This window comes from Parabacteroides sp. CT06 (assembly GCF_002257605.1).
Classification (GTDB): Bacteria; Bacteroidota; Bacteroidia; order Bacteroidales; family Tannerellaceae; genus Parabacteroides; species Parabacteroides distasonis.
The window spans coordinates 1,894,429-1,920,979 of the sequence record NZ_CP022754.1 but is presented as its reverse complement, the minus strand read 5'-3'; the positions used below and the strand labels follow the sequence as shown (position 1 = coordinate 1,920,979).

22 protein-coding genes are annotated in these 26,551 nt (G+C 46.2%); 12 read left to right on the top strand and 10 right to left on the bottom strand.

Annotated elements, in window-relative coordinates; genetic code table 11:
• Nucleotides 1–66 precede the first annotated feature (66 nt).
• Both CI960_RS08350 and CI960_RS08345 read left to right on the top strand, forming a co-directional pair.
• Nucleotides 67–1,833: an alpha-glucosidase gene (locus CI960_RS08350; RefSeq protein ID WP_005857279.1), complete on the top strand. Its 1,767-nt coding sequence runs from the start codon at nt 67–69 to the stop codon at nt 1,831–1,833.
• Between the two features lie 97 nt (nt 1,834–1,930).
• Entirely contained in the window at nt 1,931–2,182 is a 252-nt protein-coding gene (locus CI960_RS08345; RefSeq protein ID WP_005857281.1) for a GlsB/YeaQ/YmgE family stress response membrane protein, read from the top strand.
• A 112-nt stretch (nt 2,183–2,294) separates the two neighbouring features.
• Here CI960_RS08345 and nhaA read toward each other — a convergent pair whose 3' ends face one another.
• From nhaA to CI960_RS08315, 6 genes are all read right to left on the bottom strand, one after another.
• On the bottom strand, nt 2,295–3,656 hold the full coding sequence (gene nhaA, locus CI960_RS08340; protein ID WP_005857282.1) for a Na+/H+ antiporter NhaA: 1,362 nt from the start codon (nt 3,654–3,656) through the stop codon (nt 2,295–2,297).
• A gap of 113 nt (nt 3,657–3,769) precedes the next feature.
• Nucleotides 3,770–4,978, bottom strand: a complete 1,209-nt coding sequence (locus CI960_RS08335; protein WP_005857283.1) for a cation:proton antiporter — start codon at nt 4,976–4,978, stop codon at nt 3,770–3,772.
• Nucleotides 4,979–5,085: 107 nt separating this feature from the next.
• Nucleotides 5,086–5,685 carry a YigZ family protein gene (locus CI960_RS08330; protein WP_005857285.1) on the bottom strand — a complete coding sequence of 200 codons (600 nt, stop codon included), beginning with the start codon at nt 5,683–5,685 and terminating at the stop codon, nt 5,086–5,088.
• A gap of 3 nt (nt 5,686–5,688) precedes the next feature.
• The gene (locus CI960_RS08325) at nt 5,689–5,910 is read right to left on the bottom strand and encodes a hypothetical protein (protein WP_005857287.1); all 222 of its coding nucleotides are present in this window, start codon (nt 5,908–5,910) and stop codon (nt 5,689–5,691) included.
• The gene (gene uvrA, locus CI960_RS08320; protein ID WP_005857289.1) at nt 5,907–8,762 is read right to left on the bottom strand and encodes an excinuclease ABC subunit UvrA; all 2,856 of its coding nucleotides are present in this window, start codon (nt 8,760–8,762) and stop codon (nt 5,907–5,909) included. Before uvrA ends, CI960_RS08325 begins: the two co-directional genes overlap by 4 nt.
• A gap of 156 nt (nt 8,763–8,918) precedes the next feature.
• Nucleotides 8,919–9,665 carry a potassium channel family protein gene (locus CI960_RS08315; protein WP_005857292.1) on the bottom strand — a complete coding sequence of 249 codons (747 nt, stop codon included), beginning with the start codon at nt 9,663–9,665 and terminating at the stop codon, nt 8,919–8,921.
• A gap of 197 nt (nt 9,666–9,862) precedes the next feature.
• Here CI960_RS08315 and gadC point away from each other — a divergent pair, with 197 nt between their 5' ends.
• From gadC to CI960_RS08280, 7 genes are all read left to right on the top strand, one after another.
• Nucleotides 9,863–11,350, top strand: coding sequence for a putative glutamine/gamma-aminobutyrate antiporter GadC (gene gadC, locus CI960_RS08310; RefSeq protein WP_005857294.1), 1,488 nt, complete (start codon nt 9,863–9,865; stop codon nt 11,348–11,350).
• 160 nt (nt 11,351–11,510) lie between these two features.
• On the top strand, nt 11,511–11,723 hold the full coding sequence (locus tag CI960_RS08305; protein ID WP_005857296.1) for a hypothetical protein: 213 nt from the start codon (nt 11,511–11,513) through the stop codon (nt 11,721–11,723).
• 138 nt (nt 11,724–11,861) lie between these two features.
• A complete protein-coding gene (locus CI960_RS08300; RefSeq protein WP_005857298.1) occupies nt 11,862–13,418 on the top strand; it encodes a DUF4435 domain-containing protein in 1,557 nt (518 codons plus the stop codon).
• Nucleotides 13,419–13,516: 98 nt separating this feature from the next.
• Entirely contained in the window at nt 13,517–15,283 is a 1,767-nt protein-coding gene (locus tag CI960_RS08295) for a glycosyltransferase family 39 protein (protein WP_005857300.1), read from the top strand.
• Between the two features lie 24 nt (nt 15,284–15,307).
• On the top strand, nt 15,308–16,549 hold the full coding sequence (locus tag CI960_RS08290) for an anaerobic sulfatase-maturation protein (protein ID WP_005857302.1): 1,242 nt from the start codon (nt 15,308–15,310) through the stop codon (nt 16,547–16,549).
• Nucleotides 16,539–18,071 carry a TldD/PmbA family protein gene (locus tag CI960_RS08285; protein WP_036628722.1) on the top strand — a complete coding sequence of 511 codons (1,533 nt, stop codon included), beginning with the start codon at nt 16,539–16,541 and terminating at the stop codon, nt 18,069–18,071. Before CI960_RS08290 ends, CI960_RS08285 begins: the two co-directional genes overlap by 11 nt.
• 1 nt (nt 18,072) lies before the next feature.
• Nucleotides 18,073–19,392, top strand: a complete 1,320-nt coding sequence (locus CI960_RS08280; protein WP_005857306.1) for a TldD/PmbA family protein — start codon at nt 18,073–18,075, stop codon at nt 19,390–19,392.
• Between the two features lie 80 nt (nt 19,393–19,472).
• Here the strand turns inward: CI960_RS08280 and CI960_RS08275 are convergent, their stop codons facing one another.
• From CI960_RS08275 to CI960_RS08265, 3 genes are read right to left on the bottom strand one after another with little or no spacing between them, the layout of a single operon-like run.
• On the bottom strand, nt 19,473–20,123 hold the full coding sequence (locus CI960_RS08275) for a hemolysin III family protein (protein WP_005857308.1): 651 nt from the start codon (nt 20,121–20,123) through the stop codon (nt 19,473–19,475).
• Between the two features lie 17 nt (nt 20,124–20,140).
• Nucleotides 20,141–20,347, bottom strand: coding sequence for a heavy-metal-associated domain-containing protein (locus CI960_RS08270; RefSeq protein WP_005857310.1), 207 nt, complete (start codon nt 20,345–20,347; stop codon nt 20,141–20,143).
• Nucleotides 20,348–20,362: 15 nt separating this feature from the next.
• Nucleotides 20,363–22,576 carry a cation-translocating P-type ATPase gene (locus CI960_RS08265; RefSeq protein WP_005857312.1) on the bottom strand — a complete coding sequence of 738 codons (2,214 nt, stop codon included), beginning with the start codon at nt 22,574–22,576 and terminating at the stop codon, nt 20,363–20,365.
• A gap of 215 nt (nt 22,577–22,791) precedes the next feature.
• On the opposite strand from CI960_RS08265, the gene CI960_RS08260 reads away from it, so the two are divergent.
• On the top strand, nt 22,792–23,241 hold the full coding sequence (locus CI960_RS08260) for a YhcH/YjgK/YiaL family protein (protein WP_005857314.1): 450 nt from the start codon (nt 22,792–22,794) through the stop codon (nt 23,239–23,241).
• A gap of 53 nt (nt 23,242–23,294) precedes the next feature.
• On the opposite strand, the gene CI960_RS23375 is transcribed toward CI960_RS08260, so the two are convergent.
• Nucleotides 23,295–23,435 carry a hypothetical protein gene (locus CI960_RS23375; RefSeq protein ID WP_005857316.1) on the bottom strand — a complete coding sequence of 47 codons (141 nt, stop codon included), beginning with the start codon at nt 23,433–23,435 and terminating at the stop codon, nt 23,295–23,297.
• A 135-nt stretch (nt 23,436–23,570) separates the two neighbouring features.
• On the opposite strand from CI960_RS23375, the gene CI960_RS08255 reads away from it, so the two are divergent.
• Together CI960_RS08255 and CI960_RS08250 are read left to right on the top strand one after the other, a co-directional pair.
• Nucleotides 23,571–24,749 carry a Xaa-Pro peptidase family protein gene (locus tag CI960_RS08255; RefSeq protein ID WP_005857318.1) on the top strand — a complete coding sequence of 393 codons (1,179 nt, stop codon included), beginning with the start codon at nt 23,571–23,573 and terminating at the stop codon, nt 24,747–24,749.
• 43 nt (nt 24,750–24,792) lie between these two features.
• Entirely contained in the window at nt 24,793–26,493 is a 1,701-nt protein-coding gene (locus CI960_RS08250; RefSeq protein WP_005857320.1) for an alkaline phosphatase, read from the top strand.
• The last annotated feature ends 58 nt before the right edge of the window (nt 26,494–26,551 follow it).

The following is a 26,551-nucleotide window of genomic DNA, read 5'->3' as shown; positions in this document are numbered from 1 at the left end:
CGTCATAAGTTGCTGAAACTAACCACCACATCCTTTTGTTATAGTAAAAAACTAAAGAATAATAAGATGGATTCAAAGCATGTTACAGAGAGTACGTCCGGTCAAGAGGACATTCAAAAGACTTGGTGGAAAGAAGCGATTATATATCAAATCTATCCCCGTAGCTTTCAAGACAGCGATGGCGACGGAATCGGTGACTTAAACGGTATTACCTCCCGCTTGGATTATATACAAAGCTTGGGTGTGGATATCATCTGGTTAAACCCGATCTTTCTCTCTCCCAACGATGATAATGGCTACGACATCAGCGACTATCGGGAAATCATGCGGGAATTCGGTACGATGGAAGATTTCGACCGCCTCCTGAAAGAGATTCATAAACGGGAGATGCGACTGGTACTGGACTTGGTAGTAAACCATACCAGCGATGAGCATCCTTGGTTCGAGGAAGCCCGTAAATCCAGACATAATCCCTATTATAATTATTACCATTGGTGGCCGGCCGAGAAAGGTGAGCCTCCCTTGCGCCTCAGCTATTTCGACGAGGAAGGTAACGCTTGGATGTATAACAAGCCAACCGACTCATATTACCTGCATTATTTCTCCCGGAAACAACCCGACTTAAATTGGGAGAACCCGGAGATACGCCAAGAGATTTTCGATATGATGCGCTTCTGGTTCGATAAAGGGATAGACGGTTTTCGCATGGATTCTATCTCTCTTATCGCCAAAGATCCCTCATTCCCTCTCATAGATTCCAAGAAATATCCGGATATATTTTCTTTCTATGCCAAAGAGCCTCGCCTGCACCTCTATCTTCACGAGATGAATCGGCAGGTATTAAGCAAATACGATTGTATGAGTGTTGGAGAAGGTTCGGCCGTGATGGTAGATGATGTCGCTAAATTTGTCGATCCGGCCCGGGAAGAGTTGAATATGCTTTATCATTTCGACGCCGCCCGCATCCGGAATACAACCCTACCGGACAATCCGGAATCCGGTATAGACTATAGCTTGATCGCCCTAAAGAAGATGTTTACGGAATGGGATAAGGCGATAGATAAGGGTTGGCCCTCGATCTACTTGGGTAATCATGACCAGCCCCGTATGGTCAGTCGCTTTGGTAGCGATAAGGATGAGTTCAGGGCCTTGTCCGCTAAGATGCTTATTACTTTTCTGCTTACGATGAGAGGAACGCCTTATTGGTTCGCCGGGGACGAGATAGGTATGCGTAACATTCGGTTCGACCGTATCGAGGATTATAACGATATCGATACGATCAACCGCTATAAGAAAGCGAAAGCAGAGGGTAAAGATCCGCAGGCGGTATTGGACGAACAGAAAGAGACCGGACGAGACAACGCCCGCACTCCTTTCCAATGGGATCGCTCGCCGGAAGCGGGATTTACGGCAGGAACCCCTTGGTTAAAGGTAAATCCGGATTATACTTGGATAAACGTAGCGGACGAAGAAAAAGATCCGACCTCCATACTTAATTATTTTAAGAAAGTAGTCAGTTTCCGTAAGGAGAATCCGAGTTTGATTTATGGCAGTTATCATTTGCTGGATGCGGAGAATCCCCAATGCTATATCTTCTTACGCAAGACTGGGGCCGACACTTATCTGATTATGCTCAATTTCTCCCCCAAGGCGGCAATCTCCACTCCGGGGATAGATATGAGTAACGCACACGTCCTATTGGACAATTACGGGGACCGAAGTCATATGGCGCCTCAAAAAGATATCACGCTCCGTCCTTTCGAAGCGATTGTCTTTCAATTGAACCATCCCGTCTATGAATCCTTCATCGATTCGCTAGATCTTTTGGAATGATTCGTTAAAAAGAGATACAAAGCGCAACCAAAAACTTTTCGGATGTGTTTAAATACAAAACATCAGAACTTTTAAATAAAATATAAAACTATTCGTTATGGGATTTATTTGGTCTATTATCATCGGTATCGTTGCCGGCTATCTGGCTGGTAAGATTATGCGTGGAGGAGGTTTCGGGGTCATTGTTAATTTGATCCTAGGTATTATTGGAGGTGTATTGGGTGGCTGGGTATTCAGCTTACTAGGCATATCGGCCGGTGGTATCTTAGGAAGCTTGATAACCTCTACGGTCGGAGCTATTTTGTTATTATGGATCGGCTCGCTATTCAACAAATCCAAAGAGGTTTAAGAAGGCGTGCTCAATTATCAAATCATATATTACATGGCAACAAGATCTCACGAAACTTTAGTTACGGCATAATATAATGTAAAAGGCAGTCCTTGCCGGACTGCCTTTTTATTTAGATCGTTTCCACTTTTTCTTTAGGTAAAACCCATTTCAATACCAGATAACCGCAAAGACCGGATATAAACGATCCCGTGAATACACCCAGCTTCGCCTGATTCAAGAGATCGGCACCCGCCGCCGTACTACCGTCAAAGGAAAGATTCGCTATAAACAAAGCGACCGTGAAACCGATTCCTCCCAACATGGATACTCCAAATAAATTACGCTTGCTCATGCCTGTAGGCATGGAGGCAAATGGCGTACACGCGAACAAGTAAGAGAAAGAGAATATACCTAATGTCTTTCCTACAAATAGGCCCACGAACACTGCCAACGGAACATTAACTAATGTCTGGGGTTGGATATCCCCGAATGTCACACCGGCATTCACGAAAGCGAATAAAGGAAGTATCACATAGTTTACCAAAGGATGCAACTTATCAGCGATGGTCTGCAACGGACTGATCGTTTTATCCGCCAACGTATGGATGTTATTCAATACCTGAATTTGTGTAGGCGTAAGCACTTCCGCTTTACGGGACTGACGAACCTCGGTATAGTCCAGCATATTCAAATACCCGGTCATATCACACGTGAAATCATCTAGCTTAACAACCGGACGGGCAGGAACCGTAAAGGCGATCAACACGCCAGCGATTGTCGGATGGATTCCTGACTCCAGAAATAGCAACCAAACGATAAAGCCACCGATATAGAAAAACAATCGGTTGTGTACCCGGAACTTTCCTCCCACATACAACAAAGCGAGGACTATCAGGGATATCAACAAAGGCTCGAAAGCGATATGCCCGCTATAAAACAGGGCGATAATTATGATACCTCCAATATCATCCACCACAGCCAAGGCGGTCAAGAAGATACGCATGCTCAACGGCACCCGCTTCCCCAACAAGCCCAATACGGCCAAGGCGAAAGCGATATCCGTAGCCATTGGAATAGCCGCCCCGTTTACCTCGGGAGGCGTATTACATACTAACATATAAAATAAGACCGGCACGATCATTCCACCACAGGCGGCGATAATAGGCAATAGCGCCTTCCGCACGGAACTCAACTCACCGATCAATACCTCTTGCTTGATCTCCAGACCGATCACGAAAAAGAAAACCGCCATAAGGGCGTCGTTCACGAAAGCCAGCATAGACATAGTCTCGCCATGATGCGCGAAGAAGTTAAACTGCCCGGCTTGCAGATCGATTGGAAAAGCTAATAACTGGTGATACCTATCTGCCCAAGGCGAATTGGCCAAGACCATAGCAACGATGGTAGCGGCAAACAATAAAAGACTAGCGTTCGGCTTCTGTATAGCGAAGCGACGCAACGGTTTAAGGATAACATTAATCGTACGGTCCATAAATAATAAGTTAGATGAAGGTCTTCAACAATTGATCGTACTATGACTATTCCCTTTCCCTCCCAAGAGGGAAACGGGATATCATCTTGAAATACCTTCAAGTGTTTTTTCTATTAATTGACAGCTTTGGCTTTTCCTGCTTGCTCCAGGTTATAAGCGCTGCGTGTGAGTTTCTCTACCCAGATGACAAAGATACCAGTTAAAATTAAATTAAACACAATAGTTAACACAGAAATTATCAACATAGGGCCACCTAATCCATATCCCAAGGCTATGAAAATAACGCCGGCTCCTACCTCTCCACGGGTAAACATACCGATAGACAGCGCCAAACGCTCCCGTTTCATCCGGTCACGGTAGAAAAACAAAGGAAATAGTTTACCGATATTGGATAAGAATGAGACGATTACGACGTGTAAAGCGATCATCGACCATGACATCATCGGCTGGGAACCTGTCACCGTAGTTACTTCCGCCGCTTGCTGAGCGAAATCCACGCCCATAAACACCGGCATGCTCACTCCGACAAGGAACATAAAGAGATAAGAGATAAAATCGGACACTTGATGCTCGATCTTGGTATCGATATGCTTATGCCGCATGATCATACCTACGACAAACGCAGGTAAAAGTACCTCGATATGGATGCTAGCCTCCTCCCCGTACATATGTTTCGATACCAGATAAATCACTTGCGTGATACCAAACGTCACGACAGCATAGAACAAGATGGCTTTCCAGTCTTGACGTACATTATAATATCCCATTTTCTTCCAACCCAGAATCAAGAGCAATACCACAACCAGAATAATGACTCCCAATTGCCAGCGCAAGCCGATCATCATGATTTGCAACGGGATCATCAACAGGATCGTATCCAAGTCGTCGAAGATCGCCAATACCTGTACCTTCTTATACACCCAAGAGGCTTTTAGCCCGGCGGCGGCCAACATCGTAAACAAGATACCCGCCGAGGTAGGCGCGGCGAACCGGCTTAGCAACAGGTTCTCCTTCCAAGCGTCCCAACTTCCCCATAAATCGCCCGGAAGCAAGACAAACATATAATATAAAGCCACGAATATCCACGGAAACGCAGCCGTAGCCATCGCTATGAAATAATCTTCGGTATAAGACTTCCACCGGGTCTTATCAATCTCGAACTCACGCCCCACATTAATCATGATAAACGCAAGGCAAATAAACAAAAATGTATTAGAGATCGTCTTTACCAGCGAATACTGTTCCCCCACCATAGCGGGAAGCATTTGCGACACGACCAAACCCAACACTAGAAAAAAAGAGAATAAAAGAACTTTTTTCATTCAGATAAAACTATATTAATATTTACACAATAAAATGCAGGGGCAGGGTTCCTCATGAGCCTTGTCTCTACAAAAAACAATTGAAAATTGAATTAGTTGATCGCTTGCTACTCTTTTAGATAAGCGGTCTCAACCTTTAACAAGCGATTCTTGAGGCGTTCGGCCTCCCCTTTACGGATACGAAGCGTCATCTCGCAATCCATCTCGAACTTCTGTGAGATGATAGCGGGGTTATCCTCTTTTACGATACGCATGATCCCGTTCAGGTATGGGTATTCGAAAACGACCGTGATGTCCTCGTCTACCGTACGTTCCTCGATCTCTGCGGCGGCGATAGCCTCGGCGGCGGCCGTGCGATAAGCGACGATCAGCCCGCTGGTTCCTAACTCGATTCCACCAAAGTAACGTACTACGACAATCAATAAATCGGTCAGCTCATTCGAGTTGATCTGTCCGAGGATCGGTTTCCCGGCCGTGGAAGAAGGCTCCCCGTCATCGTTGGCCCGGAACGTCTGCCGCTCTGGACCTAACATATACGCCCAGCATACATGGCGGGCATCATAATATTGTTTACGGTATTTCTCCAGTTGCTCCTTCACCTCTTCTACCGTACGCACGGGGATAGCATACGAGATAAAGCGGCTGCGCTTCTCGGTATAATATCCCTCGGCTACTTGCTTGATGGTCTTGTAACTGTCGTCTGCCATAAATCAATCCGGTATTTTAGTGTTAGACACTTCCTCCCGGTACGCCCGGAAATCTTTCATGATCTCTTCGATCTCCTCGATGAAATAAGGATCTTTCACCTTATTCCTCACCTCCTCATAATAGGTCTCTATGGCAGCCAACGCACATACGTCCTGCCCTCTCAGCACGAAGTAAGGTTCCTCCTTCTCCACGCACTGCTTGATCATTTGTATAGGATTCTTCATTTTTTCTTATTTGCTATATCTAACTCTTCTTTCAAGAACGGAGCCGTAAACCCGACGCCACTCTTCGCTAAAGCCTCCGGAGTCCCTGTGAAAAGGACGTTACCTCCACGGCGACCGCCCTCGGGGCCCATATCGATCAAGTAATCGGCGCTTTTGATAACATCGAGGTTATGTTCGATAACGATGATCGTGTTGCCTTTATCCACCAACTTGTTCAATACCCCCAGCAAGACCCGGATATCCTCGAAGTGCAGACCGGTGGTAGGTTCATCCAATACATAAAGCGTCTTTCCCGTATCCCGCTTCGCCAGCTCGGTAGCCAGCTTGACACGTTGGCTCTCGCCACCGGATAAGGTAGTAGAGGGTTGCCCCAACTTGATATATCCCAGACCTACATCTTGCAGGACCTTGATCTTGGATAAGATCGTCGGGATATTCTCGAAGAACTCCACTGCCATATTAATCGTCATATCCAAGATATCCGCAATTGATTTCCCACGAAAACGAACCTCTAGGGTTTCCCGGTTATATCGCTTGCCGTGACAATCCTCGCAAGGCACCAGCACGTCCGGTAGGAAATTCATCTCGATCGTCTTATAGCCATTTCCCTTACAGGTCTCGCACCGTCCGCCCGATACGTTAAAAGAGAAACGTCCCGGTTTATACCCTCTCACCTTCGATTCCGGAAGTTCCACGAACAGATTCCGGATATCCGAGAATACCCCCGTATAGGTAGCCGGGTTGCTCCGGGGGGAACGACCGATCGGAGATTGATCCACATTCACGATCTTATCGACATGCTCGATTCCCTCGATGACGTCGTATGCCAAGGGGTCTTCCAGCGAGTGATAGAAATGCTGGCTCAAGATCGGTTGCAGCGTGCGATTTATCAAGGTAGACTTTCCGCTACCCGACACACCCGTGACGCAAATAAGCGTACCCAAGGGAAAAGACACGTCCACATGCTTCAGGTTATTGCCACTGGCTCCCTTGATCGTAATAAACTGCCCGTTGCCTTTCCGACGCTCGGCAGGAACGGCTATCTCCGTGTTTCCATTCAGATAGGAAGAGGTCAAGGTATCTACACGCAACATCTCCTTGGGCGTTCCCTCAAAGACGACCTCACCACCCAGACGGCCCGCTTTAGGCCCCATATCCACCACGTAATCGGCACTCAGCATCATATCCTTATCATGCTCCACGACGATCACGGAGTTTCCCGTATCACGCAATTGCTTCAAAGAGTTAATCAGACGGACGTTATCCCGCTGGTGCAAACCGATACTCGGCTCATCCAATATATAAAGTACATTCACCAATTGGCTTCCGATCTGGGTAGCCAAACGGATACGCTGGCTCTCGCCACCAGACAAGGTAGCGGAACCCCGGTTCATGGAAAGATAATCCAATCCCACATCCAGCAAGAAGCGCAGGCGGGAGCGTATCTCCTTCAATATCTCCGTAGCGATCCGAAGCTGTTTCGGGTCCAGCTTCTCCTCGATACCCTCCAGCCACTCGTATAATTCCGAGATATCCATGGCCGACAACTCGGCGATATTCTTTCCCGCTATCCGGTAGCTCAACGCCTCCTTATTCAACCGCCAGCCGTTACATTCCGGACAAGTGGCCATCTTGATGAATTGTCCCGCCCATTTCTGCGCCGAGGCGGATGCCTCGCTCTCCTGTTGCATCAAGATATACTTGGCGACTCCCTCATACGACAAGAAATAGTTAGACGATCCTAACGAGTCATTCTTGATCTGCAACCGCTCATCCGTACCATTCATGATCTCGTCCATCGCCTCCTCGGGAATATCCCGTATAGGCGTCTTGATCGTCACGCCATGCTTTTGGCAAAGCGCCTCGATCTGCCAAAATATCAACGAATTCTTATACTTACCCAAAGCGACGATGCCACCGCTATATATACTTAAGGATGGATCGGGAACGATCTTGTCCATATCCAACAAATTGACCTGTCCTAAGCCTTTACATTTCGGACACGCTCCTTGAGGGGAGTTGAACGAGAAATTATGCGGAGCCGGCTCACTGTAAGACAATCCGGTCACCGGGTCCATCAAGCGACGACTATAATGGCGAACCTCGTTAGTCTCGGCATCCAGTATCAGCACAAGGCCATCGCCTTGCTTCATGGCGATCTTCAAGCTCTCTTTCAAACGACGCTCGTCTGCCTCGGAGACAATCATCTTATCGATCACTACCTCGATGCTGTGCATCTTATAACGATCCAGCTTCATCCCATGGAAGATCTCTTTCAACTCGCCATCGACACGGACGTTCAGATATCCTTTTTTACGTATCTGCTCGAAAAGTTCCTTATAGTGCCCCTTACGATTACGGACCAACGGAGCCAAGAGATACGTTTTTTTCCCGTTGTACTCATCCAAGATCAGCCGTAAGACTTGATCCTCGGTATATTTCACCATCTTCTCCCCGCTCAAATAGGAATAGGCCTCTCCCGCCCTAGCGTAAAGCAAACGGAAAAAGTCATAGATCTCGGTAGTCGTACCGACAGTGGAACGAGGATTCTTATTGGTTGTCTTTTGCTCAATGGAGATAACCGGACTCAGGCCCGTTATCTTATCCACATCGGGTCTCTCCATATTCCCTAAGAAATTCCGGGCGTAAGCCGAGAATGTCTCCACATACCGCCTTTGTCCCTCGGCGAAAATCGTATCGAACGCCAATGAGGACTTGCCGCTACCACTCATGCCGGTAATCACCGTCAACTTATTCCTCGGAATCTCTACATCTATATTCTTCAGATTATGAACACGTGCGCCAAGTATGGATATGCGCCCGCCTTCCAATGCCTGCTTATCTTTTATCATCTTTTACCTATCTGGTTTTAGGGGCCGTAAAGATACGAAAAAAACAGAAGCCAATCAAACTTTCCAGCAAATCATAGTGTAATCTCCGCCACTTCCTCCAGCCTGTTTGTTCCCTACGGGAAGACCTCGCAGTATCCACTGTAGGAACTAGAGTTTCTATTTATCCTTCACCTCTGGCTGGGGAGAAGGAGCCTGCATGTTCTCATAAAACCTTTTTTTCTCCTCGTTACTTTTTTGGACAAGGCTTGTCACATATACCGTAAATATTGGAAACATCATCATGCCCAAAGCAGCCAATACGACCGAAAGGACTCGCCCCGTAACCGTAATAGCGGATATGTTAGAGCCAACCGTTGTCACATCCATAAACGCCCACCATAGAGCGTCCCCATAATTAGCCACCAACGGGTTCACCTTGTGCTCCAAGACAAAAAATATAAGACTTGAGAAATAAACCGTGGCCAGCAACATCGTCAAGTAAGAGACAAACAAGCCCGACGCCTTATTGTACGACAACCATCCCACCACGATCGCCAACGCATACCCACCCCGTACCAAAGGAACGAAACGTAAGAAATAACTAAGCTCGGGTGAGGTGATAATATGATAATATTCTATTATATTTTGGTAAGGGATCGCTACGAGCAAGAAAATAAAGTGCGTTCGCAAATAACGTAATTTATCTTTCGACAGGAAAAATTCCAAAACAAAATCGAAAAGAAAAAACAAACAGATCCATAATTGAATCTTCTTATAAGAAGTTTGCGTGTAAAAGGGAATATTCTTAAATGTATCGATGGAGATACTGATAACCAAGAACAGCGACAACAATAGTATAATGATATGTAACACACCATATACTCCCTTCTTTCTCAATGCGAAATCAAATACGGCCATTTTCATAAGCGTTACTATTTATTTAATTATAATCCTTTTCATTTTGGTTTATGACAACAAACCTCATATACCATTTGTTTAAACAGCGAAATGTGTTAATTAACCAAGTTTTACGTAGCAAAAACAAAACATCTTCTTTGATTCGCTGTTATAAACTCAGACTTAAACGAGAGAAGTAATTCTCATTTTTAAAACATAAATCTATGGCAAATATCAACAAGACAGTAAAGCTAGGTGTGTTTACCCTAGCAATCATGAACGTGACGGCAGTAGTATCTTTACGCGGACTGCCAGCAGAAGCCGTATACGGACTAAGTTCGGCTTTCTATTACTTATTCGCGGCAATCGTATTCTTAATCCCGACCTCTTTGGTGGCAGCGGAATTAGCGGCAATGTTCCAAGACAAACAAGGTGGTGTATTCCGTTGGGTAGGTGAGGCCTATGGAAAACGTCTAGGCTTTCTGGCTATCTGGGTTCAATGGATTGAAAGTACGATCTGGTATCCGACAGTATTAACTTTTGGAGCCGTATCCATCGCCTTCATCGGTATGGATCATCCCGAAGATATGCTACTGGCGAATAACAAATACTACACATTAGCGATCGTGTTAATTATTTATTGGCTGGCTACATTTATCTCACTAAAGGGATTGAGTTGGGTTGGAAAAGTAGCGAAAATCGGAGGTATGGTAGGTACTATCATCCCAGCGGCGTTACTCATCATTTTAGGTATCGTATACCTAGCGACTGGCGGGCATTCCAATATGGATTTCCACAGTAACTTCTTCCCCGACTTCAGTAAATTCGACAACTTAGTCTTAGCCGCAAGTATCTTCCTTTTTTACGCAGGTATGGAAATGGGCGGTATTCACGTGAAAGACGTTGACAATCCTTCTAAAAACTATCCGAAAGCTGTATTTATCGGTGCCTTGATCACCGTTGTAATCTTCGTACTAGGAACTTTTGCGTTGGGTATTATTATCCCAGAGAAAGACATCAATCTTACGCAAAGTTTATTAGTGGGATTCGACAATTACTTCAAGTACATTCATGCCTCATGGTTATCCCCAATTATCGCTATCGCTTTGGCATTTGGCGTATTAGCAGGAGTATTGACATGGGTCGCTGGTCCTTCCAAAGGTATATTCGCAGTTGGTAAAGCAGGTTATCTGCCCCCGTTCTTCCAGAAGACCAATAAGATCGGCGTACAGAAAAACATCCTTTATATCCAAGGAGCGGCTGTTACACTTCTTAGCTTATTATTCGTGGTAATGCCATCCGTACAAAGCTTTTATCAGATCTTATCACAGCTTACGGTGATCTTATATTTAATAATGTATATGTTGATGTTCTCCGGAGCGATCGCATTACGTTATAAGATGAAAAAGGCAGGTCGTCCTTTCCGTATCGGAAAAGGTGGCAATGGCTTGATGTGGTTAATCGGAGGTTTAGGATTCTGTGGTTCCTTATTAGCGTTCGTATTAAGTTTCATTCCTCCTAGCCAGATTTCTACAGGAAATAATACGGTTTGGTTCGCCGTTCTCTTCATCGGTGTAATTGTTGTCGTTGCGGCACCGTTTATTATCTATGCGTCTAAGAAAGCATCTTGGGTAGATCCGAACACTGAATTCGAACCGTTCCATTGGGAAGTAAAAAATGACGTATCCGAGACGAATACGACAAAAGCATAACACACATTCATCTCGATAATTACCTAGTCCGGGCTGCGAAAATATTGCAGCTCGGACTTTTTCGTAAAAATAGCACAGAATATTTACGTTTTATTATGTGTATTATAAAAATGTAATTATCTTTGCGATAGTATTCATAAAATAAAATATCAAAAGAACTATGGCACGTACAGTAGATTATTCAAAAAAGGCAGAGAAAATCAAAGAGCAAGTAGATGAATTAGTACAAGAATTAATGGCTGCTAAATCGGCTCCGGTAGTTTCCAAAAGAAGTTTAAAAGTAGCTGACATCAATTTCGAGAACGAGGATGTTAATACATTAATGCAAATACAAGCTCGCCTCGCTCGCGTTATCTTGGAGAAGAGCAAATAAGAAAAAACTCTGCTAAGGTTTTAATAAAAGTGCCTTTCCCGTCTTTAAGGATGTTTCGGAAAAGGCACTTTATTTTTTAGGTCTCGTGCGAACTTTCAAAGAAAAAGCTTATCTTTGAAAACCTAATCAATAACATGTATGGAACTAACACTCCCAACGAAAGTTAATGTGACACATCCCATCATGCTAGACACGAAGATATTAGTCGTGATCGGAGCGAACGGTGCGGGAAAAAGCTCTTTTGGCAGAGATTTATTGGAGAGATATGCGGGTCAAGCGAAAAGAATATCCGGTATACATGCCTTATTCATCAGCGATGACGAATCTAAATTATCGGCCTCCAATGAATTCGCACGTTTACAGTCTATGATCAAAGAACGACTGTTCATGCCACGTATTTCTGAATACGAGAAACTGATTTTGCAACTCCAGAGCGAGGAGTTCGAGGCGGCAGTCAATTTCAAGGAAGCCTGCAAGACTAATAACGAAGTAGATCCTCCGATCACCAAGATAGATATTATACAAGCGATCTGGGAAAAGATGTTTCCGCATAATCGTCTGATACGAAAGTCGGGATTTATCGAGCTTGTATCCACGGGGCGTGATTCAAATTCCTACACCGCCGGACGCATGAGCGATAGCGAGAAACTGGTGTTCTACTTGATTGGGGCCGCATTATGCGCATGCCCGAACGCCTTGCTCGTGATCGAAGAGCCGGAAACCCTTCTCCACAACTCCATAAAGAACCAGCTTTGGGACGAGATTGAGGCGATACGTCCGGACTGTACGTTTGTTTATCTCACACATGACATTGATTTCGCCACCTCCCGCTCCGACAGCAAACGGATCTGGATTCGTTCTTACGACGCGGATCATTCCGTATGGGATTACGAGTTGATCGAGAGTAATGAAAGTTTCCCGGAAGAAGTATATATGGAAATACTTGGCAGCCGGAAACCGATCTTGTTTATCGAAGGGACCGACACGAACAGTATCGACAGTAAGCTTTACCCCTTCATATTCCCCGATTATTTGGTGAAACCGATGGGTGGTTGCCAAAAAGTAATCGAGACAACCAAAGCGTTCGGCCAACTGAAAGACTTCCATACATTAGATAGCAAAGGTATCGTAGATCGTGATAGGCGTACACAAGGAGAAATAAACTATCTACGGGAACAACATATTTATGTACCGGACGTAGCGGAAGTGGAGAACCTATTGATGATAGAGGATGTGATCAAGACGGTCGCCAAACGGTTGATGAAAGATCCGGACGATGTTTTCAAGCAAGTGAAAGAAAACGTAGTACGTCTTTTCCAAAAAGAACTGGACTCGCAAGTAATCCTTCATGCCAAACATCAAGTCCGTAAAAAACTGGAGACTACCGTTGATCGCAAGATAACGACGGTGGAGCAATTAACCGAACATGTAGAGAGTATCCGTCTGAACATCCATGTGGAAGAAATATACAAAAACATAAAAGAAGAGTTCGAGTCTTATATAGAGACGGAGAACTACAAAAGCATCCTCCGTGTTTATAATCAAAAAGGGATGTTACCACAGAGCCGCCTATGCGCGATCTGCGGTATCAGTAACAAAGAGAGTTATTTAAACCTGATTCTCTCCATATTAAAGGAAAACAAGGAGGATGCGGAAGCGATACGAAAGGCTATCAAACATTCATTGGGCACATAAAAAGTTTCTAAAAATGCGGGGAAAGTCCATAAAAAATTGTTCTTTTGCAAACTGTTTTATAACATTAATGGGCCAAAGCCCTATATATTAATTGTCATATGCGTACACCTACACTTCAATATCTTTACTTGCAAAAGCCGGTAACCATGATGGTAGTAATCTGTATTATATCTGTGTTACCTTGGATCGGCCTCGGCGACTTCTCCACCAAAGGGGAACCCCGGGAAGCGGCCGTAGCGATCTCCATGCTCGAGACGGGCAATTGGGTCTTGCCACAATCCTACGCCAACGAGTTCGCTTTTAAGCCACCGATGGCGCATTGGTTAATGGCTGCTTTCTCCTATCCACAGGGATATGTTTCCGAGTTCACCTCCCGCTTGCCATCGGCTTTAGCCTTTATTACCTTGATCGGGTTCGTATTGGTCTTTTTCGGTAAACGAATCGTAAAGTTTCAGGAGGCATTCATAGCGACCCTCCTATTGGTCACCTGCGTAGAGATACATCGGGCGGCCATGACGACTCGGGTGGATATGTTGCTCACTACTTTCATCGTCATAGGGCTTTTCCAGCTATATCGATGGGAAGATAAATTAGAGCTGAAAGGACTTCCCATATTCATACCTTTATTATTAGGATGCGCCGTTCTGACCAAAGGACCGGTAGGCGTAGTATTGCCCCTATTCGTATTCGGCATTTATCTATTAATGTTAGGTCAATACAGTTATCTCACCATATTCAAGACTTTATTATATGCGGGAATTTCCTCTTTATTCCTACCGATGTTGTGGTATACCGCCGCATGGAAGCAGGGGGGAGATGAGTTCCTTAATGTCGTATTAGCGGAGAATTTCGCTCGTTTCTTACACCTAAACACTCCTGAAATTTCCTATGATCTGGGGCATGAGAATGGTGTTTGGTACAATTTCATGACGTTGGCGGCAGGCTTTATACCTTGGACTATTTTCTTTTTCTTCTCTTTATTCGGGCTGAAACTTAGCAAGCCTGAGCAACCTATTAAAGAGATCTTAAAGAATACGTGGAAACGTATCCGCTCCATGGAAAAAGTTCGTTTATTTAGTTTGGTTGCTTTAATCGGCATCCTTTTCTTCTATTCGATCCCTTCCAGTAAACGAAGCGTATATTTAATGCCGGCTTATCCGTTCATTGCCTTGTTCTTGGCTCAGTATGCCTTATATATTACAGAATACCGTACGAAAGTAACTCGGGTATTCGCTGCCTTTTTAGCTTCCGTAGTAAGTGTCGTCATGATAGCGATCTTGCTTACGGTATTCGGTATTATTGATCCTGTTGGTATCGTCGGTCAATATACACAAAACGCATCGACCTTGGACATGGTACGAATGGTATCAAAAGTATTGGTTCATCCCAGCACGCTTACGATCTGTATTATCTTCATAAATCTATTGATATTAGGAACGGTCTATTACCAGATGTTCAAGAAAATAAATATCAAGATTCTCTACGCTACGATAGCCTTGACATTCTCGGTTAATTTATTAATTGATGGTGTCATTATGAGAGGTATTCGTGAAGGGGATTCTTGCCGTGTTTTCGCTGAACGTATCCTGAAAGAATATCCATTGAATAAAAAGAATGTATATGTCGTAAATAACCTTCGGATTTATCGGAATCTGTACGGGTTAAACTTCTATATGGGAAATATCTTCCATGACTTCGATAAAGAAACACCCGCCAAAGGTTATTTCTTGATCGGAGAAAATGAGATGGAAAAGGTACTTTCCACATACGGGGATAAATATACCTTCCGTACACTGACTAAGTCCGATCAAACGTTCAGCGAACTAAAACAAAAAATTGTACTTAGCGAGTTCGAGTTGAAATAGAAATGTAACATCTAATAATATACCATGAATAGTTCCTATATTTCCCCTTTCGCTAAGCCGGTCTACATCATGTTGAAACCGATTGGTTCTGTTTGTAATTTGGCATGCGAGTATTGTTATTACCTTGAGAAAAGCAAGTTCTATCCGGATGTAAAGAATCACATCATGACAGATCAGATACTCGAGAAGTTCATCAAGGAATACATGGAATGCCAAACCATGCAAGAAGTCTTGTTTACATGGCATGGAGGCGAGACGCTGATGCGGCCGATCAGCTTCTATAAAAAAGCCTTGGAGTTGCAGCGTAAGTATGCGGGAGGACGGCAAATAGATAACTGTATCCAAACCAATGGTACCCTATTGAATGATGAGTGGTGCCAATTTTTCAAGGAAAATAATTTCTTGGTGGGTGTATCTATCGATGGCCCACAAGAGTTCCACGACGAATACCGTAGGAACCGGCAGGGACTCCCCTCTTTCTATAAGGTGATGAAGGGAATCGAGTTGCTGAAAAAACATGGGGTAGAGTATAACGCCATGGCCGTCGTGAATGATTATAACGTGGATTATCCGCTGGAATTCTATAATTTCTTCAAGGAACTGGATTGCCGTTTCATCCAATTCGCCCCGATCGTGGAGCGTATCGGCCGGCACAAGGAAGGCACCAAGCTATCTTCTCCCGAGGAGCAAGACGCAGCGATCGAGCTAGCTCCGTTCTCGGTAGATAGCGAGAAATGGGGGGATTTCCTTTGCGCCTTGTTCGACGAGTGGCTAAAAGAGGATGTCGGCAAGTTCTACATCCAATTATTCGATTCCACCTTGGCGAACTGGGTAGGCGAACAACCCGGGGTCTGCTCCTTGGCTCGCCATTGCGGTCACGCCGGGGTAATGGAGTTCAATGGCGACGTATATGCTTGCGACCATTTCGTATTCCCGGAATACAAACTCGGGAATATCCAAACAAAGACATTAACGGAGATGATGTACAGTCCGGTACAACAAAAGTTTGGAACGGATAAAGAAGATAAGCTCCCTACGCAATGCAAGGAATGCGAATATCTTTTCGCTTGCCATGGAGAGTGCCCGAAAAACCGGTTTCTCCATACGCCGAATGGAGAGCCGGGACTAAATTATCTATGTAAGGGATACAAGAAATTCTTCAAGCATGTAGCTCCTTACATGGACTTTATGAAAAAAGAATTATTGAATCAACGTCCACCCGCAAACGTGATGGATTGGGCTAAACAACAACAACATGAATATTAACAGACGTGATTTCATTAAAACAGGAGGTATGGTTATGCTTGGAACATTAGCGGCTCCTTCCTTACTAGGAAGTTGCACCGGTAGTGAGGGGGATAAAGCAGCCGGTATTTCATTCGCTATGAATTATTTCAAGGTGAGTGAGGGGGATTTGAGGAAGGTATTGGCGGCAGCCTTGGAGAAAGGCGGGGATTATGCCGATTTGTTTTTCGAGCATTCATACAGGAACAACGTGGGGTTGCAGGATGGTGCCGTAAACCGTGCCTCATCCAACATCGATTTTGGGATGGGCGTACGAGTCTTGGCTGGTGACCAAACGGGATACGCCTACGTAGAGAACGTTACCTTAGACGAGATGCTGAAGGCGGCTCGCACGGCCGCACGGATCGCCACCGGATCGGCGAACACCACCGCAATAAACCTGACGGAAAAAGCGTGTACGAACAATTTCTATAACGTACAAACACCTTGGGACGAGATAGCCATTAATGACAAGATGCCTTTCTTGCAGAAACTGAACGATCAGATATTCGCAAAGGACAAGCGGGTCACCAAGGTGATGGCCTCTTTGGGAGACACGACCTCTCATATCTTATTCTGTAACTCGGAAGGGCAGATTTATTACGATTATCGCCCGATGAGCGCCTTGAGCGCCGTCTGCATCATGGAGGATAACGGGAAGATCGAGAACTCGTACGCCGCACGGGCTTTTCGTATGGGAGCGGAATTCCTGACGGACGACCTGATCAACGAGCTTGCCCAAGAGGCAGTGGATAAGACCTCTATCTTATTTCAGGCGATCAAGCCAAAAGGCGGGGAAATGCCTGTTGTCATGGGTGCCGGTGGCTCTGGCATCTTATTGCACGAGGCGATCGGCCATGCTTTCGAGGCGGATTTCAACCGTAAGAACACCTCTATTTTCTCCGATCAGCTGAACAAGAAAGTTTGCAACGAGCATATCAACGTGGTGGACGACGGCACGATTCCTTTCAACCGGGGCTCGGTCAATATCGATGACGAGGGTGTGGACGGACAAAAAACCTATATCGTACGGGAGGGAGTCTTGACCAGTTATCTGCACGATCGTATCAGCGCAAAACATTACGGCATCCCCTCTACGGGCAATGGCCGCCGGGAGTCTTTCCGTCAGACGCCTATCCCCCGTATGCGTGCCACTTATATGGAAGCGGGCAACGTGACGGAAGAGGAGATCATCTCTACCGTAAAGAAAGGTATCTATGCCGCCAACTTCACGAACGGGCAGGTACAGATTGGCGCAGGCGATTTTACCTTCTTCGTGAAGGATGGTTACTTGATCGAGAACGGCAAGCTCACCCAACCTATCAAGGATATCAATATCATCGGTAACGGCCCGAAAGCGTTGGCGGATATCACGATGGTGGGTAATAATTATAAAATGGATAACGGCACATGGACCTGCGGTAAGGATGGACAGTCTTGCCCGGTAACCTGCGGTATGCCGTCGGCCTTAGTCAGCAAACTTACAGTAGGAGGAGAAAACTAATATGATAACAAACGAAAATAAGAAATTGGCTCAATGGGCCATGGAATATGCCTTGAAGAATGGTTGTCAGTCTTCACGTGTCACGCTTTACAATGGTTCCAGCAGTTCGTTTGAGATACGGGATATGAAAATAGACCGTCTGCAACAGGCGTCCGAGAACAGCATGGTGGTTCATTTGTTCGTGGACGGCCGTTACGGCTCCTACTCTACCAATCGCTTGGATAAGAAAGAGCTGGAGAAGTTCATCAAGGATGGTATCTCCGCCACTCGTTTCCTCGCCGAGGACAAGGCTCGCACGCTGCCGGACGCTTCCTTGTATTATAAAGGTGGGGCGGCGGACTTGCGATTGGTCGACCCGAATTTCGACTCCGTGCAACCGGACGACAAGGTAGCGTTGGCCATGAGCGTCTGTGAGGAAATCATGGGCAAGGACGACCGGATCATCTCCGCCAACGCTTCCTACAGCGACGAAAAGGACTTTAAGTACATGGTAGCCAGCAACGGTTTCGAAGGCGAGGCTTCTGGTTCCTCTTATGGCTTGGTGGGGAGTGTCAGCATCCGTGGGGAGGGTGACGCCCGTCCCGAGTCTTATTGGTACGACTCTTCCTTGTATTATGACGAGCTGGTGAAGACCGGTATCGGTACGAAAGCGCTGGAACGGGTGCTTCGAAAACTGGGACAGCGGAAAGTGGCGTCCGGTAAATATACCATGATCGTGGATAACATGAACTCCAGTCGTCTGCTTTCTCCAGTAATCGGAGCCATTTATGGTTCCTCCATCCAGCAAAAGAACTCTTTCTTGTTGGATAAGATCGACCAAAAGGTAGCGAGCGACAAGATGACCTTGATAGATGAGCCTCATTTGGTAAAGGCTTCCGGCGCACGTTATTTCGATAGCGAGGGTGTTGCCACGAAACGTCTTCCGGTATTCGAGCAGGGTATATTGAAAACGTATTATATCGATACGTATTCCGCCAACAAGATGGGCATGGAACAAACGATCGGCTCTCCCTCGATTCTTACCATGCGGAATGGTGATAAGGATCTGGACGGATTGATCGCCTCTATCGACAAAGGTATATTGGTGACCGGCTTCAACGGTGGAAACTGCAATAGCACGACCGGCGATTTCTCGTATGGTGTGGAAGGTTTCTTGATCGAGAGAGGCAAGCTATCCCAACCGATCTCCGAGATGAACGCCACGGGTAATATGCTCTCCCTATGGAGTAACCTAGCGGAAGTCGGAAACGACCCCCGCCTATCCTCCAGCTGGCGAATCCCTTCCTTGCTTTTCAATGGGGTTGATTTTAGCGGATTATAAATACAAGAAACAACATCCGGAAGAACAAGAATAAAAGAAGCCGGAACCGCTAAACACAGTTCCGGCTTCTTTATTTTTCCTTACACCAAATTATAGATCGCTATAAAATGGCAAACCGTTCCCCCGAGAACGAATAAATGCCATGCGGAATGCATATATTTATATTTATCCAGAAAGAAAAAAATCGTTCCTAAGGAATAGAACAAGCCTCCTCCGATCAACCAATATAAGACATACATCGAATCCGTACGCTGGAAAACATCGATCAATGGTTTGAAAGCGATAATCACCACCCAGCTCATCAGCAGATAACAAACCGTTTTCAGATTATCCTTTTTCTTCATCCGACGGAAGCTAAACCATACGCCGATAACCGCTGCCAGCCAAACCGTAATAAATAATCCCCAGCCCCAGAAACCCTCGTCGCGGAGAGCCACCAAGGTAAATGGCGTATAAGTACCCGCGATATGCAAATAAATAGCGCTATGATCCCAACGGCGCAACTGGCATTTCCGCTTGGGATCGGAAGCGGCGTGGTAAAAGGTAGAGGTCACATACGAGGAAGTCATGCACAACGCATAAACGGCGAAACTACCGATCACCCACGGATCACCTGTACGAATCCCGGCGATCATCAAGACGACAATCGCCGTTAAGCCGAACAACATGCCCGCACCATGCGTAAGCACATTCGCTACTTCCTCACCATGAGTCTGTCTTTGTTTTCTCATCCATCCGATCGCTACGACTACAAGGCGCTAGCCTTGAAACCGGCCTCCGATACGGCGGAAAGAATTGTCTCCGCCGGAAGATCGGTTGTTATAGTCAATGTTTTATCCGGGGATTTCAAGTCGATCGACCATGCGTCCTCTTTTACTAATTTATTCAATTTAGCGCCGATAGCCGCCACGCATCCGCCACATTTAGCGTTTGTCTTAAATTTTAATGTTGCCATATCTCTACTTATTATTTAAAGTTTACTCCATTTCAACCGTAAGCTATTTAATACCACCGACACGGAACTGAAAGCCATCGCAGCACTCGCCAACATCGGGTTCAGTAACAATCCGTTCACCGGGAATAAGACCCCCGCCGCCAATGGGATTCCGATCAAGTTATAGATAAATGCCCAGAATAAATTCTGGTGGATCGAGCGAACCGTACGTTTCGACAAGCGGATCGCATCCGGCAATAACATCAAATCCGAAGTAATCAACGTGACCATCGCCACATCCATGGCGATATCCGTTCCCTTACCCATCGCAATGCTCACATCCGCACGGGCCAAGGCTTGCGAGTCGTTGATACCATCCCCCACCATAGCCACTTTCCTTCCGGCGGCTTGCAAGGAACGGATATACTCCTCCTTATCGCTCGGCAAGACATCCGCCTTATAATGACGGATATCCAGCATGGCCGCAACGGTCTCGGCGGTCCGTTTCCCATCGCCGGTCAATAAATGAACCTCGATACCCATTTCTTTCAAGGCCTCTACCGCCTCTCCCGACGTAGGTTTCAACCGATCCGAAATAGCCATGACCGCAAGCAATTCCGATTCCCAACCATAATAAACGATACTCTTGCCATCCTCTTCCCACCGGATGATTTCCCGCCCAGCCTCGGGCGGAACCATCGCCTTGAAGGTTTCCAAAAAGCCTTTGCTTCCTACCCAATACGTCACGCCATGTACCTGCATTTGGATACCACGCCCCGTTACGCTCTCGAAACTATCAGCGTCGATCTCCGCAGCCTCCGTTCCTTTCAACCATGAGAGGATAGCGGACGCCAAAGGATGCTCAGACTTCATCTCGGCGGTATAAAGGATATCCAGCATATCCCGGCTCGCCTCCGATATCCAGAAAGAGTCTGTCACCTCGGGCACGCCCTCGGTCAAGGTCCCGGTCTTATCCAGCACGACGGTATCCACCTTACAAAGGTTTTCCAAGGCAAAAGCGTCTTTGATCAATATATGATGCTCGGCGCCTTTACCCATCCCGACCATCAAGGCAGTTGGCGTAGCAAGTCCCAACGCGCAAGGGCAAGCGATCACCAATACCGATACCGCCGATAAGAGAGCGTACGAGAAGTACCCGCTTCCTCCTACTACCAGCCAGACGATAAAAGTAAGTATCGCCAATCCGACAACGATCGGTACAAATATACCACTTATTTTATCAACGATACGCTGCACGGGCGCCTTACTTCCTTGAGCGGCTTGTACCATCTGTACGATTTGTGATAATACGGTAGCGCTCCCCACTCCGGTCGCCTCCATCAAGAAAGCGCCCTTTTGGTTGATCGTCCCGGCCAAGACCCGGTCGCCTTGTGATTTCACGACAGGAATCGGCTCGCCACTCAACATGCTCTCATCCACGGAAGAGGAACCTTGAGACACCGTGCCGTCCACCGGGATCTTCTCACCGGGACGGACACTGACAAGATCTCCCACCCGCAAGAACGAGATAGAGACCTCTTCCTCCTGACCATCTCGCACACGACGGGCGGTTTTAGGCTGCAATCCCATCAAGCTCTTGATAGCGGAAGAAGTGCTGTTCTTCGCCCGCTCCTCCAGAAGTTTACCCAACAGAACGAACGCTATGATCACGCCGGATGCCTCATAATAAACATGCGGCTCCAATCCTTTCTCATACCAGAACCGCGGATATACGGTATTGAAGAAACTGAACAGGAAAGCGATCGAGGTACTCAACGCCACCAATGTATCCATATTGGCGCTACCGTGCAACGCATGGCGCACGCCGTTCACGTAGAACGACCGCCCGAACACGATCATAATCACCAAGGCCAGTGCCATCATGATCCAGTTACCGCCGGGCGTATGCATAAACACCATTCCCAGCAGGGCCAGCGGAATGGAAAGTACCCACGCCCCGATCGTATTCCGGCGTAGCTTCCGGTAATGCTCTCGTGCCATCTCTTCCTGTACCGCCGTCGGATCCTCTACCTCCACGACCAAATCGTATCCGGCCTCCTGCACGGCCTCTCTCATTTTCTGAGGAGTAATCAAGGATGGATGGTATTTGACGGAAAGCGTATTCGCCGCGAAATTCACCGATGCCTCTTCCACGCCGGGAAGTCCCTTCACCGTATTCTCTACGTTATTGGCACATACAGCGCAACTCATCTCGAGAACCGGTAATATAATTGTCTCCAAATCTTTCATAGATCGTATCACCTGTTTAGTTATATATAAATGAATAACAAAGATACGATAAATATGATTGCAACCAGATTGCAAACTTTACGAAACAGTATTTACGTACGTTAAGAAACCCAGGAACTTAATAGATTTATTTGAGAAATATGACTATTATTTAACAGGGAAATACCCGACATTTGTAAGAATTTTCAAACCAATTACTAAAACTTAATAACAATATGATTCTAGACTCACTTGAGAACTCTAAGCGGATCGAATGTATCCATCCGCTGTTTAAGCAGGCTTTTGACTATGTTAAGTCTACTGATTTTTCAAAAATGGAAGATGGTAAATACGATATAGCGGACGCTGGTTTCACGGTTAGCATCGCCAGCCTCTTCGGAAAGGAGAAGTCGGAAGCGGCCATCGAGACCCACAAGAAATTTATCGATATCCAATTCCCCTTATTGGGCGTAGAGAAAATCGGATGGAAACCGGGAGATCAATTACTAGAGGAGTCCGTTCCATACAACGAGGAGCAAGATATCGCCTTTTATATCGACAAACCTACCGCCTATACGAAAATCTATCCCGGACAATTCGCCATTTATTTCCCGGAAGACGGGCACGCCCCGGGTATCGGCCAAGGGAATATCCGGAAGGTGGTTATCAAGATCCCGGTCCAATAGTATCGAATACCCTATCTGTTCCGCAAGAATAATCAGCTGAATACTTATATATTCTATATCGGATCTACTTCTATTCTACAAACCACGGCGTGGTCTTTGTAAACCACGCCATGATCTGTAAAGACCACGCCGTGGTTTATAGGATTCACGACGAGAATCAAGGAATAGATACAGATACGATTATCTTTATTCATAAGAAGATTTCCCTATTCAACCGTATATTCGCATATATGCGTTTGTAATACTTTATTCACCTCAAATCCACTTAAATCTCGTAAATTCTTGTTACCTTTGATGCCCGGTACAAAATAAAAGTAATACAAAGGAAGATGATTTCAGAAGAATTGAAGAACGACCTAAAGATAAAATGGGATCGGATGAGAGATGGTATGGCAAAGATGGGTATGGATGCCTGTTTGCTTACCGTAGATGTAAATCTTTATTATACGACAGGACAAATCTATAGTGGTTATTTTTATTTGCCGGTAGACGGTGAGCCGTGGTTCCTGATCAAGCGACCGAACGGGCTTTCAGGACATCAAGTGGAATACATCCGTAAGCCGGAAGACATCCCAACCTTATTTGCGGAACGAGGAATTAAGATGCCGAAAAGACTCTTATTAGAGGCAGATGAGTTAACTTATAATGAATATATCCGTTTACAAAAGGTATTCCAACCGGAGGAGGCCGGTAACGCCACCGCTTTCATGCGAAACCTTCGCCGGGTAAAAACCCCTTGGGAGATCGGGCAATTCCGTATCGCCGCCCGCAAGCATGAGGCTACTTATAGCGAGATCCCGGAATGTTTCCGTCCCGGTATGACAGACTTGGAGTTTCAGTACGAGATCGAGAAACGTATGCGCAAGAACGGCTCGATCGGTCTTTTCCGTGCTTTCGGAGCCAATATGGATATCTATATGGGCAGTATTCTCGCCGGGGAAAACGCCGAGACCCCATCCCCTTTTGATTTCGCTTTGGGTGGAGGCGGCATAGACGCTTCTTGTCCGCTGGGCGCTAACGGTACTTTATTAAAAGAAGGTACCGCTATCATGGTGGATATGGCCGGCAATTATACGGCTTATATGACGGACATGACCCGTGTCTTCTCCGTAGGCCGCCTGACGGAGGAAGCTTATCGGGCGCATCAAGTGGCCCTTACGATACAGCAGGAGGTAGAAAACGCTACCCGCCCGGGAACCGCTTGTTCGGATTTATATAATATAGCGGCGAATATCGCTAAGAAAGAAGGTCTTTCGGCTAACTTTATGGGAACCGAGCAACAGGCTAAATTCGTAGGACATGGCATCGGTATACAGATCAATGAGCTACCTGTGCTTACCCCTCGCTCGAAAGAGGAGCTTTTACCGAATATGGTGTTCGCCTTGGAGCCCAAATTCGTGATCCCGGGTGTCGGTGCCGTGGGTATCGAGAACAGTTTCCTTGTAACGGAGACGGGCGTGGAGAAGTTGACACGGTTCAACGAGGAGATCATCCCACTTGGAAATTAGGATTTAATAGAAGAATTTGTTATACATTATTAAATTAAAGCACATGAAAAAAACATTAGCTTTTCTGCTTTTGCTGGCTATTATCATCATGCCGGCCAATGCCGTGGAAAAGGAGAACGTGAAGCCTGTCAAGAACGTGATCCTTTTAATCCCGGACGGAACCTCATTGGCGACTATCTCTATCGCCCGTTGGTTGCAATGGTACCAAGATCCCAGCAAACCGAAATTGAACATCGACCCGTATTTGTGCGGAACGGTGCGTACGCATTCTTCTAACGCCCCTATCGGCGACTCCGCTCCTACTACATCATGCTACATGACCGGACAGCCGAGCCGTACGGGTTATGTATCCACTTACCCGGAGAACGACGGTGATAACGATATCTACCCGACCGACCCGGCCCGTGCCTTCCAACCGCTTACCACCGTATTGGAGGCTGGAAAGATGTTGCAGGGCAAAGCCACGGGATTGGTTTTCACTTGCGAATTCCCGCACGCTACCCCGGCGGACTGCTCCGCTCATAGCTACAACCGTGGTAAATACGACTGGATCGCTCCGCAGATGGTTCATAATGATATCGATGTCGTTATCGGTGGTGGAGTTTCTATCCTTACAAAGGATATGGAAGATTATCTATTGGCGAACGGATACAATGTTTATAAAAATGACTTGAAAGGTATGCGTGCCGATAATAATCAGAAGATGTGGGCTTTATATGGCAACAAGGAAATGGCTTACGATATCGACCGCAATCCGGAAGAGCAACCTTCTATCGAGGAAATGACTCGTAAGGCGATCGACAAATTATCCAAGAACCCGAATGGCTTCTTCTTAATGGTAGAAGGCAGTAAGGTAGACTGGGCCGCTCATGGAAATGACCCGGTAGGTATGGCTACCGATTTCTTGGCATTCGATCGTGCCTGCGGTGCCGCATTGGAGTTCGCACGCAATAATGGCGAGACTGCCGTTGTCATCGTACCCGACCACGGAAACAGCGGTATCAGCTTAGGTAGAAAAGATTGTAAAGGTTACGATAAATTGACGAAAGACCAATTGTTCCACCAATTCTCCCTGTATAAATTGACAGCCGAGGGTTTCGCCAACAAGGTAAACAGCGTTCCTAACTCAGAAGTGCAAAACGTATTCCGCACCTACGCCGGCTTCGAGCTGACTCCGGAAGAGATGAACGCGTTGAACAATTGCAAGGACTACAAGAACAGCCCGATACCAGAAGACCAACGCAAACCGGAAGATAATTCCTCCATGTACAGTGGCTCGTTAACCGGATTGATGGCGCATATCATCACTTCCCGCACTTGCTTCGGTTTCACGACCGGCGGTCATACGGGCGAGGAAGTATTCCTAGCCGCTTACCATCCGCAAGGAACCTTACCCCTAGGTATGAATACGAACATCGAGCTGAATGAGTACTTATGCAATTTGTTCGGATTGACACACGGAAACTTGGAAGATCTTACAAGCAAGAACTTCGCACGCCACGCGGACGTATTCGAGGATTACACTTGCGAGATCGTCCCTGCCGCCGACGAGAAAGGTTCTCCAACCTTGATCGTTAAGAACAAGAAAGATAAGAAAAAACAGCTAACGATCACCCCGTTCTCCAACATCGTGAAGTCCGGGAAGAAAGGCCAAGATGAGATACGGTTAAACTCTGTCGTCGTTTATGTCGATAAAAATAACACATTCTATCTTCCGGCAAGTCTAGTTGATTTCTTAAAATAAAATATAAAGCGGAGGCCCTTCGGTCTCCGCTTTTTTTATACATTCGCGTACATAAGAC